The following is an 11,364-nucleotide window of genomic DNA, read 5'->3' on the forward strand; positions in this document are numbered from 1 at the left end:
GGCATCACCCCGTGGGCTGTGAGTTCGACTGATCAACTGCAAGTAGGAACTGGCTCTAGAACTGACTGGGCCGGTTATCGGGGACCTGCCAGAGATGCACAACCCGTACGGGCCTGGACGTCAGAACACTCGATTAGCGTATCTGATTGGCACCCTCAAGCGGATGTCCGATAAGTTGCGATGACGCACAGCACTGGCCGATTCTGAATTTGCTTCTCAGAATTACCGGACCCGACATCCGCGGCCGCGTCAAACAGTCAATGCGTCACAGTGACGAAACGCGAAGATCCAAAGTTGACCGGGAAGTCAGTCTAATACAGGATGAGATTCGGTCGTCTCGGCATAAACATCAAGGCGGACAACAGCTCCCGGACGGTGCGCAATTACGGCTTAGTCGGCAACGCGTCAGCGCTCGACTCAACTCAGGACCGAACCGTTGTCAAACGCCGACAAAACCACGGCCAGATTCGCCAACTCGATGACATTTCGCCAGTCTGGGCGATCATCGACACACACCGGTGTGACCGAGCAGGAGGAGTGGCAAACAGCGGCATGCTGACCTGCGGTTTGACATTCTGGGTGAATATGGCGGCTTCGGCTTGTGTTCAAAACCGCTGTCAAATGTTCGGGAACGGCGTCTACCAGGTAGTTTGCATGCTGGAATGACAGCATCTCATCACTTCCGGCGTGATCGCCTTCGAGCGAAAAACCCACTCAGCGACAAGGATGTGCGGCTTCATGCCCCGCTCAACCTGGACGACAAGCAACGGCTCGACGAGCCGGTCCCCGGTGGTCTCGTGGCGGCCGCGCAGGGCCCGTCTATCTCGCGGGATGCGGATTGGCGGTACCAGCCGAGTCTCATCGCGCCGCGAGGGAACTAAGGAGTCGGTCGGCAATAGGACTGCGTAAGAGCGCGATTGAGATGATGGGCGGCTCGGCAAGCAAGGTCGGTGAGGATCAGCCGTCTGCGCTGGGCATTGGTAAAGCCCAACCTCGGCAACGAATCTCGTTGCCGAGGTTGTTTGTTGTCGGTCTAGTTGAGCAACTCGCGGATCTGCCGCATGACACCGAGCGGGTGGGGCGCGGAGCTGTGGACGACGATCTCGTGGTATCTCTCCGCGTCGATCTGCAATGGTGGGAGCGGGGCTTCGCGGAGTCGGACGACGATCAAGCCCTCGGCGAGCAGGTCGAGTGACTTCTGGGTGTCGAGCTCGATCTTGTCGGCGTGCCAGTAGGCGCCGTCATACTCGACGGCGACCCGTCGGCCGTCGGCGAGCGTGATCAGGATGTCGACGGTCCACGATGCACGTCGTACGAAGGCGTCGGTGCGAGCCCTGACGCCGGATGCCGCGGTACCGAAGACCTTGCGGGCGGCGTCGAGATGGTCCAGCTCGACGCGGGACTTGCCGGTGGTCCGGCACTCCGGGCAGCCGGTGCCCCGGACCATCGACGCGGGTGTGGCAGTCCAGCGATGACGGGGATTGGTGTCACAGATCCAAGTGACGAGGTGTTCGGTGTCGGTGGGCCGGACCTGCCACGGTGACAAAGTGTTCTCCGCCGCCCAGCCAGCAGCGATCTCGGGGTAGTGCCACGCCAGGCTGTCGAGGACCGTATCGCACTCCGGGCAGCGGCGGCGCGTGTACTTGTCGCGCTCACGCGGGGTCTGCTGCCACTCATGACCGCACACGGGGTCTCGCCACCAGGCTAGGCGCCGGGACTCCCGACTTGCCTGTACGGCGGTCCAGGAGCCGTTGCGGTCGGGATGCCACAGGGAGGCGATTTCGGGGCTCAGTCTCGACTGGCCGGTCGCGGTATTGCGGTCACGGGTCGTCTTGCTGCGGCACGACGGGCAGCCACGCTCCAGGAAAGATGTCGGCGAGATCCGTGGGTGGTGCCCGTTCGGGCACTTGAAGCGATAGGTCGCTCGCGGCTGGAACCCGCGGGAGTACGGACCCCAGCCGTTCGTCGTGAATGCGCCGTCGAGGATGCGGGCGAAGCGGGGGTGCATCTCGTCGTCCCAGGCTTTGAGGAGTTCGGGGACGTCTGCGACGGTCTTGCCTTCGAACGAGGCGAGCCAGTCGCGGTACTCGCGCAGCCGGCGCTCGGCGCACGGCGGGCAGGCCGGCTGCTTGGTCATGTCGCGGATGACGGCGGTGAAGTGGTGGCCACACTCGGGGCACTTCCACGCCGCGGTCTTGGGCGACTTCAGTTTGGCGGTTTCCCAGAGCGATTCAGCGTTGCCGTCGTGATCCCACCACGACAGTGCCTCGCTGTCGGAGGTGCGCAGGAGGTTCGCAGTCGGTGACTTGGCCGGTATGCTCTGGCGCTTGGGGTTGCGCCGACAGGTGCAACCCCATCCCATGTCGCCGACGCGCTCGGCGCTGATCTTGCCGCAGTCGCGGCAGCGGGTGCGATGGGGGTCGTCGGGCAATGATGGTGAGGTGAGCGGCCCCAGGTAGTCGAGGTGATTGGCCTCGGCGAGTGCCCGCACCTCGTCGAGGTCGACGGGAATCATGCCCTCACCCGACATCGAGCGGGCCCAATGGGCCCACTGACGCCAGTGGCAGGCCTGGCAGATCGGCTCGTCGGACTTCATCGGGAGCTTGTCGAGCACGTATTGCAGGCGCAGGTGCTGCTCACAGCCGCAGCTCAGGCAGCGCATGAGTGTCCACGAGTCCCGCTTTGCGACCGGTTCGAGCGGTTCGAGGCCCGCGGTGCGTAGGATCTCGGCGAGGTGGGGCTGGCACCATGCCGGCCGGGTGCGGGAGCGGAAGGCCGCAGTCTCATCGCACCCGTCGACGGCACACGGGGTGGACGTGGTCATGCAGTCTGCCTCGCCTGTCCGACGGTGATCACCCAGTGCACCATACCGACCGACACCGCGACGCTGGCGGCGATGTCGCGGATGGACTCGTCGCGGTCGTGGCGGGCCAAGATGGCGGCGCGTTTGTCGGTGGTGACGACGGTGGGCCGGCCACCCACCCGCACGGCCTTGGCCCGGGTCGCCTCGTCGTACTTCGTAGGCATGATGCCAACCCTCCCTCGCAACGAGGTGTGCACCAAACGCGGGGACGTTCATCATCGTCACCAGCGTGGACGACTGCGTGGGGGACGTTACGTCGGCGCTTTCGTATGCTCACAGCATGACGATGGGTGGTCGCGAGGCAGGAGGGGACAAGATCCAATGGACCAGACTCGATCAGCCGTGGTACGACCGCATTGTGGAAACGCTTCTGCTGCGCAAGTTCCGCGGCATCGCGAAGGTAGAGGCGATTGACGGTAGAGGCGGCGATGGAGGTATGGATGTCGGCGTCACCTATCCGGACGGCCGCTTGGTCATCTACCAGTTGAAGTACTACCCCGAGGGAATGTCCGGCGGTTGGAAGCCTCGAAGGACCGAAGTCAAGAAGTCGTTCAAGCAGGCGGTGAACAACCACGAGCCACACGAATGGGTCTTGGTGACCCCGCGCAACCACACCAACTCCGAAAAGCGTTTCGTGCGTTCACTACCGGACGAGACTCCCCACGGGAAGCGGCGACCGACGAGCGACCGTATCGGTCGAGCAGAACTTGACCAGATGCTCATCGATTACCCCGAGGTCGACCGATGGCTGACACTTGACCACGTTCGACACACCCGCGAAATCTTCGAACGGGAAAGGAGAGCCTTCCTCGATTCCCCCGCAACCGACCTCGCCAAGCGCATCTCTGATCTGGGCGAGCTGATCGATTCAACCGACCCCGACTGGACATGGGACTTCGCACGCCACGAGAATATGTCCGTACAAGCGCTCAGACCACTGCACGACAACGCGGCGGAGCGCAGCCCCATCGCCATCACTTTCGGCACCAGCCTCGACTCGAATTCCTCTGTCGGACGGGCCTTCCGCCGCTCAATCGAGTACGGCACACCAACGCAAGTCGTGATTCCGGGTACTGCGCTCACCCGCTTTGAAATCTCCGGACCTCCCATCGTGAGCGGACTGACCAACCCTCAGCACCTGGTCGTCACCAGCCTCCCCATCGAGAGCAGTCCCGCTGTCGGCATGCTCATGGAGATTCGATTCCGCGCCGACGGGGAGATCGTTGCGACCCAAGAGGGAACGACAACGGAGGTCCACCATGGCACCCGAGGGATCACCAGCGTGATGTCATTTCACGGCGGTCGTCTGACCGTCAACGCCGAGATTCCATATACAGAATCATCAGGCGCGACAACGATGACAGTGGGATACGACCCACATGGGTTGAGTCCTCGCGCCGTGGCACAGCTACTAGAAACCGTTCTGAGACTGCACGTCGAGCAAGAAGCTGAGTTTCTTCTCGATGGGAGACTCCTGACGAAGTACAGCCGCCCAGCACAGGAAATCGACGACAACGAATTCAAGGAAGTGGCTCTGATCTGGAACTTCGCCGACGACCTGGCCAAAGTCCTCGACCACTCGCGACAGAACATGACATTCCCAGACAGTTTCAGCGTGGACGACCGGGTGCACGCTCGCGTCGCCCGCCAACTGATCAGTGGCCACATCGTCGCATCACCGTTGGCCCAAGGCGTAATTGGTCACATCCCCGAAGACTCACCAATCAACGAGGACGTGCGCAAGATTTTGACAACACGGCAGTATCGCCTGTGTCCCGCGGGACGGTATGTCGCCCCAATTGCCGGCCGAGACTTCGATCTCGGCGAGGCGATCGCCGTGCACCCAGAAACATGGGTTGAGAACGGCAGCAACATCGTCGAAGCTCTTGAACGTCATGAGAACAGTGGCCGCCACTTCGTCTTGCGCCCAGGGGACGATCCTTACTTCTTCATCTACCTCGCCGACACAGCTCCCCACGACTACGCCGACCGATGGTTCGTCGGGTGGAATCTCGACGGAATCGACGAACCATGGTTGGATCGGCCATGGCTGGCCACGGAGGAGAACCAAAGCGCTTAGCGAAGAACCATCGCCGGGGGTGATCGCATTGCAAAACCTGACAGCCGCCTGTCCGGTCTCAGGAAGGTGATGGCGCGCCCGTTCGAGATCAGACGTCGTGCCACAATGGATGGCCGTTTGAAGAGTGTGAACGAGCAGGGAGAGTGACAACGCAGGCCGACCTGGGGTTTGCCATTTTGCGTGAACACAGTGAGCACGAAGTCTGTTCAAGAACCTCGGCAAAGGTCTTGCACAGGCCGATCGCCGACTCCATGGGCGCACTATCGAGGGCATCGCCGACGATCCTATGGACCCGGTGATGTGTGCGTCACGCAATTCTTTGGTGAACGCGATGCATGCGTACTCACTTCCCGCATCGCTAAGATGCACCAAGACTGTTGGGGTAAAGGAGAAGTCAGATCTACGACGGGGCAAACAAGTCTTGTTCGAGAACGCTGGTCACCAGCGGTGTTGACGGCGCTCAAGAAAATTCCCCAGTGATGCTCATCTAATTTCCCCACCCCCGTGGCTCCGCCAAAGAAGGCGAGCCTCCCGTTGTCATTTGCCACCGCTATGGGACCATCTGATTTGCCACGAGCATGGGACCACCTTGGCGCGTTATTGAGGATGCTCGTTCGGGGTCGTGACGGTCAAGTCCGGGGCGGTGTCGTTGGCGGTAGGACGGGCCTTCGATGACGAGTGTGTGAGCGCGTGAGGTGAGTCGGTCGATGGCTGATTGGGCCAGGAGTGCGTCGGCGGTCATGGTGAGCCATTCGGCGTGTTCGCGGTTGGAGGCGATGATCGTCGTCTTGTGCTGGTGGCGTTCGACGACGAGTTCGTAGAAGTCGTTTGTTTCCGTCGCGTCGAGACTGCGTGGCGCGAAGTCGTCGATGATCAGGACGTCCACGGCGGTGATGCGACGGAGTTCGGCCTCGACGCTGTTGTCGAGGCGGGCGGCTTTGAGGCGGTGGAACAGTTTGTCCGCCCGCGCGAACAACACAGTTTTGTGGCGGCCGATGGCCATGTGGCCCAACGCGTTTGCCAGATGTGTTTTGCCGACTCCGACGGGGCCGAGGAGGATCGCAGAATGTCCGGCATCGATGAACCGCAGCGTGGTGAGGTCCTCGAGCAGGGTGCGGTCATAGCGTAAATCGTCTGCCGTGCGACGACAGTAGTGCCACGTTCATCGGTCTCCTGCATCGCTCGTGGACCTGTGTCAGACCGCACCGAACTCACGCGGCATTGGGACCGTCGCCGACTGCAATGGGCACAGTCGGCGACGAGGCGAGCAGAGGTCTTGGCGCCGCTAGCGGCGATCACACGGCGCGCCTCGGGTCGCCTATCCCTGACGCCACTCGAGTGGTTCCTCTACCCATCACCAACACGGCATCGGTCAGATACACCCCGGGCTCAGCGCCTCCGAATGACGAGAATTAATGTGCCGCAATGAAATTACTCACACGAACGGTCTTCTACATGGTTAGGCTCTCTTGGAGCACAGGGTGCTGTCTGTCACCGCAATTCGGATAGCACGCTGTCGGTGTGTTCACCCAGAGAGGGCACGGCAGGTTGTGTAGCCTCGTCAGGATCAATGAGGTTGAACGGCGGTCGAACTGTGGGCGCGGGCCCTCCTTGGGTTCGTATCGTCATCCATCGATCACGCGCGGCGAGTTGTGGATGGTCAACGAGGCCGGCGAGATCGTTGACTTCGCCCACCGGAATGCCCGCGGCGAGTAGGCGTTCGAGCGCCTGGTCATGTCCGATGGACCACAGCCGCTTCTCGATCTCGGGTTCGAGGTCGACACGGTTACGGACGCGGTCGGCGTTGTTGGCGTAGTCAGGGTGATCGGTGAGCTCGGGTGCCTCGAGAACCTCCTCGCACAGAACCTGCCAGTGATTCGTGGTCTGTATGGCGAAATTGACCGATGTGGATGGGCCGGTTCGGTAGAGCCCGTAAGGCACCATCATGTTGTGTCGTGCGCCTTCTCGGCGAGGTGATTTCCCGGTGTGGATCTGATGGAAGGCTGGGGCCATCATCCATTCGGCGAGACAATCGAGCATGGAAATGTCGATGCGACGCCCTCTATCGCTGGTGCTTCGGCCGATCAGTGCGGCCTGAATCGCGGAGAGCGCGTACATCGCTGTGCACATGTCCACGATCGAGATGCCGACCTTGGCCGGCCCGTCTTGGGTGCCCGTCACCGACATCAGTCCGGCTTCTCCTTGGACGAGCAGATCGAACGCTTTACGTTCGGCCATCGGTCCAGATGTCCCGTAGCCGGATATGGCGCAGTCGATGAGTCGGGGATTGGTTTGTGCCAGGTTCTCGCCGCTGAACCCCAGGCGGTTCATTGCGCCTGGGCCCAGGTTGTGGATCAGTACGTCGGCGCCGGCGATCAGCGCGGTGAAGTCCGCGCGACCAGATTCCGAGCGCAGATCGAGCACGACACTCCGTTTTCCATAGTTGGCCCAGGCAAAGTACGCGGAGTCGCCGCCGACGACATCGTCATATCGCCGCGCGAGGTCGCCGCCGGGCGCTTCGACCTTGATCACGTCGGCGCCCAGGTCGGCGAGATGTCGGGCGCAGAGCGGGGCGCAGACGGCGTGTCCCACCTCGACCACCCTCAGGCCGTTCAGAGGACCGGCGCCGCGTTCGGTCACGGCGACTGACGATGTCGTATTCAATTGCGGGCTCCTTAGTTTCGCGACGAGGCTGTGTTGTCGACGTTAGGGCCGGGGCAGTCGGGTGCGCGTCGGGTAGACCTACGAGAGCTGAACCACTGGGTTGGCGTTTTCTGCAATGAGGCGGGCTCGTGGCGTGCGCATGACTCAGGGTCGACGCTGCGGTGTGATCGCACAGTTCATGCCGGGGGACGTGGTGCATTTCTCCAACGCGTGATGGGCGCCACAGGCAGTAACTTTCGAAGCGGCCGAAGACCGCTTGCTTGAACGTCACAAGGGCGAGCGCATTGGTCATTCCGTCGCTGTCCGCGGGGTTGCCCACGGAGTGAAGCGAGCCACCCCCCACCCGAGTGTCGGTTTTGCAGCTGTTCACAGATCATCGCCACCACCGAGCTCTTGCCGCTGCCCCAGGGCCCGGTGAGGCCGAAGACGATGCTGTCGTCCCATGTGTGGCTCGCTGCGATGAGGTCCGCAGTGTGGATGGCGTAACCGGCGCGTCCGAACTCATCGTCGGCGCAGGAGGTAATCGGCGCATCGTTCCAGGTGGTGTTCATCGATACCTACTCTAGGGGCGGGTTTGGTAGCGCCGCAGGAGCACCCAGACAGTGGTGGCAGACCCCAACTGGCAGGTCAACTCGCGGCTGCAGGGAGCAAGATGCTCAACTTAAGCGATCCGGACAGCGCTCGTCACGTTCCGACGCGAGCGTGACCACGTCACCACCATCCGGTCACGCGGAGACGAAGCGATTTGCTCCACACCTTCGCACTGTGCCCGATCCGGAAACCGACGCAGAGGTCACGACCGACGAGACAGCAGGGGCCGCGGTCTCGGTGAGCGCACCCGGAAGGAATTCTTGAGTCCCGTAACCTCGGCGCCACAGTCAGTGTCGTCGTGCACCGCTACATGATTCTGAGAAGAGCGATACCCGTTCGCGCGCTTGCGTTACGCCCATTGCCACCAATCCAGCGACTTAGGCTCAAAGGTGGCTCCGAGTAGTCGTAGGAACTCTGCGCGCGCAACGGGATGCAGGTATTTGGTTAGTTCTCGCAGGTCATCGTCGCTGTAGTTGACCGTGCCATGCGAGAGCCCGTTGCGGATCACTCGTAGCGCATCGATGGTTGACGACGCACCATTCGCTGAAATAAGAGCCGCAACAGCCGGAATCTCGGCGAGATGAATTTCCGTGCTCAGGTTGGAGTGTTCATTCAGGTAGTGTCGCAGTGCTCGTTCAAGGGTTGGGTAGACCACCTTCGGCATTGATTTTGCCAGAAGGAACTCTCTTGACGTGAGGATCTGCTCGTCCCTCATCGCTCTGAGTTTCTCGATCAGTGCGGCGCGATCCTCGCCATGGGCAATTTGGTCGATCTCGACCTGATCGCGATTCTCGAATCCGTAGCTCGCTTCAAGTAGCTGTAAGAGTAGCAGCAGTCTTCCGCGTGGATTCTGGTCAGGAGCCAAGGCAAACGCGTTGTACCCCAGCATCAATGGATGCCCATCGTCATGCAGATCGCCCCACTTTTCCAGGGCGGAGGCGAGCGAGAACTGTCGGTCGTCGGCGGTGAATGCGAGCAAGAGTCTGGATTGCTTCACCGCGTTGTATGGCTGTTGTGTGATCGGCTTCGCGTAGACGGTGTACTCGGTTCCGTCGAGCCTGCCGACCCTCATATGAGTCAACTTTTCCGGCTTGCCCGTCGAAGCGGCAATTAGTTGAACAAGCGGATAGCACCACTGCTCGTGCCAAACCCGAACATCAAGCGGCTCACTGCTTTTGATCACTAACCACGGAGCAAACCGCACTGACAGTAAGAACGGGTCAATGGTTGATTTGTAGCTGTAGCAAAACGTAGCCGATCCGCGTGTCCCTAGCCATTCACGACTCAACTCCGTTGCTGTGGCTCCCCATCGCCTATGGCTTCCTTCAGAAGTTGGAATCTCCTGATTACTGAGTGGTGCCACTCCCGAGAAATAGTCGAGGTTGGTCACTTGTGCCGTCATCTGGTCGAACCGTAGATCATCGGGAAGCGGCTGACCTCGTCCGACAATTGCAGCGGCAGCATGCAGGAGCGCCTGGCCGCCGAACCAAGTGACCGCGGCCACTTCCGTCAAAGCTACATAGGCATTTTGGTCCTCGATGAACCCGCGAAGCACCGCGTAGGTTCGTTCGTAGGGCAGTCTGGTGACGTTCGGATCGAGGACCACTCGTGCAGTCCCCACCGGCGCACCATTCCCACGAAGATCGATAGACCCGGACACGTCTCGCCCATCGACGCTCCAGATACATGGGTACTCACCCGGCGGAATCGAACCAGCGACGTCGACATGATTGGGTTCGTCGGTCACACCCGCATCGTAGTGGCTTTTGCCCACTATCACGGTTCAGAGTCGAAGAAGACCACCGACGCCACCTCGGGCCATTGGTCGTAAATCTGGTAATCGGGGAGTCCCGTCATCCAGTCGTTATCAGACAAAGGCGGTCCCTTCGCGTGGGCAAAGAACTTGCCACCATTAGCAATGGTGGCCTGCTCAGAAATGCTTCCGCCGGCGCTCGGGCGCCGAGTATCGGATGCCGCAGTGTCCCAACGGGGTTGCCGACAAACTGTCGGGCCAGCGAGAGATGATCACCACATGGGCAACCGGCGCATCAAGCGTGGCAAGGGTCGATCAGACGGACTCAAGTTGTCGTTCATGGCAGACCCGACTTGCTCAATGCTGCAGATTGCTCAATGCTGCAGACTTCCCCCATGGACGAGCACGCCCTGAAGCGGGGGGCAGGCGTCCGTGGACGCGTCTCATGATCAGCGAACGCACCACTACCAGGCCGAGTTACTCAAACACGATTCCCTCGACTACCGTCGTCACTGGGGTCGGTCGATCGCCGAGACCGATCCCTGCATTTCTCGCGATATGCCGGGGTTGTTCCGGCTTCTTGTACCAGGAGTCTGCCAGTGCTAAGTATCTTGTCAGCCCGCTTCGTCTGTGAGACTTCATGGTTGGAGACGCCGCCGAGCGCACCGCCCACTGCAGAACCGCAATGCCGAGAACGCCGGGACTCGCGCGCGAGCCTGACGTGAGGCTCTACGCGATTGAATGGGACGGTAGAACCGTCACGCTTCCACCGGCCGGCATGATCAATCCGGGCGGGGTGTCGTGGGCCTCGATCAGAGACAACGATGGTGAAGGCGTTTACGATCGTCGTTTGGTGGAGTTCGCGGACGCCGCCTTCGCCGGCAACAGTGTCGGTGTGGGACGCATCTCCGTGCCGGTTGTACTGATACCTCGTCCCGACAACCCATTCGACAGCGACGCTGTATCCATCGCACTCCCGGCTTCGCAGGGCGGAGATAAAGAAGATCGTTGCCTCGGCTACTTGTACCGACACACAATCGATTACTGGAGCATAGCTAACGACGGTCGCAAAGATCTTGTGACCCGGCTGGCAGCGCTCTGCGAGGACGGCGAAGTTCATTTCACCGCAACTCTTTCACGCGACACCACCCCCGCCGACATCGAACGCTTTCGGGGCTACGACGACGAGGAAGGGTGGGACATCGCCCTGCGCATGCCCGAGCTCAGCCTCGACCTGCCGGACGCCAGGATCATGGGAGCAGCGATCGCCACTTTCCTCGCGCAGCATGAAACGAATCGGAGTCGCCGTTCCGGCGGCTGAGTACCGAGATCGTGCGCGATGCGCGGACACCGAGGTTCTTCGAGTCCCACCACCCGAGAACCCCAAAGTGGCACGAACTTTTTCATCGCTCG

At 61.2% G+C, this 11,364-nt stretch carries 7 protein-coding genes and 2 pseudogenes; 2 read left to right on the forward strand and 7 right to left on the reverse strand.

What is annotated here, in order from left to right:
* Positions 1-1,033: 1,033 nt before the first annotated feature.
* Both AAFP30_RS28540 and AAFP30_RS28545 read right to left on the reverse strand, forming a co-directional pair.
* The gene (locus AAFP30_RS28540) at positions 1,034-2,824 is read right to left on the reverse strand and encodes a zinc-ribbon domain-containing protein (RefSeq protein ID WP_419233441.1); all 1,791 of its coding nucleotides are present in this window, start codon (positions 2,822-2,824) and stop codon (positions 1,034-1,036) included.
* Complete coding sequence (locus tag AAFP30_RS28545) at positions 2,821-3,027, reverse strand: hypothetical protein (RefSeq protein WP_419233442.1); 207 nt, start codon at positions 3,025-3,027, stop codon at positions 2,821-2,823. Before AAFP30_RS28545 ends, AAFP30_RS28540 begins: the two co-directional genes overlap by 4 nt.
* 116 nt (positions 3,028-3,143) lie before the next feature.
* Between AAFP30_RS28545 and AAFP30_RS28550 the strand changes: the two genes are divergently transcribed.
* Positions 3,144-4,943: a hypothetical protein gene (locus AAFP30_RS28550; RefSeq protein ID WP_419233443.1), complete on the forward strand. Its 1,800-nt coding sequence runs from the start codon at positions 3,144-3,146 to the stop codon at positions 4,941-4,943.
* Between the two features lie 223 nt (positions 4,944-5,166).
* On the opposite strand, the pseudogene AAFP30_RS28555 reads toward AAFP30_RS28550, so the two are convergent.
* The 5 genes and pseudogenes from AAFP30_RS28555 to AAFP30_RS28575 all read right to left on the reverse strand — a co-directional run.
* A pseudogene (locus tag AAFP30_RS28555) lies at positions 5,167-5,397 on the reverse strand (IS3 family transposase); the annotation flags it as partial.
* Positions 5,398-5,540: 143 nt separating this feature from the next.
* A pseudogene (locus tag AAFP30_RS28560) lies at positions 5,541-6,078 on the reverse strand (ATP-binding protein); the annotation flags it as partial.
* A gap of 356 nt (positions 6,079-6,434) precedes the next feature.
* Positions 6,435-7,583, reverse strand: coding sequence for a CaiB/BaiF CoA transferase family protein (locus tag AAFP30_RS28565; protein ID WP_419233444.1), 1,149 nt, complete (start codon positions 7,581-7,583; stop codon positions 6,435-6,437).
* A 200-nt stretch (positions 7,584-7,783) separates the two neighbouring features.
* Positions 7,784-8,158: a P-loop NTPase fold protein gene (locus AAFP30_RS28570; protein WP_419233445.1), complete on the reverse strand. Its 375-nt coding sequence runs from the start codon at positions 8,156-8,158 to the stop codon at positions 7,784-7,786.
* A gap of 389 nt (positions 8,159-8,547) precedes the next feature.
* Positions 8,548-9,945, reverse strand: coding sequence for a hypothetical protein (locus AAFP30_RS28575; RefSeq protein WP_419233446.1), 1,398 nt, complete (start codon positions 9,943-9,945; stop codon positions 8,548-8,550).
* 646 nt (positions 9,946-10,591) lie between these two features.
* Between AAFP30_RS28575 and AAFP30_RS28580 the strand changes: the two genes are divergently transcribed.
* The gene (locus tag AAFP30_RS28580; RefSeq protein WP_419233447.1) at positions 10,592-11,272 is read left to right on the forward strand and encodes a hypothetical protein; all 681 of its coding nucleotides are present in this window, start codon (positions 10,592-10,594) and stop codon (positions 11,270-11,272) included.
* The last annotated feature ends 92 nt before the right edge of the window (positions 11,273-11,364 follow it).

This window comes from Gordonia sp. CPCC 205515, assembly GCF_048537925.1.
Lineage (GTDB): Bacteria > Actinomycetota > Actinomycetes > Mycobacteriales > Mycobacteriaceae > Gordonia.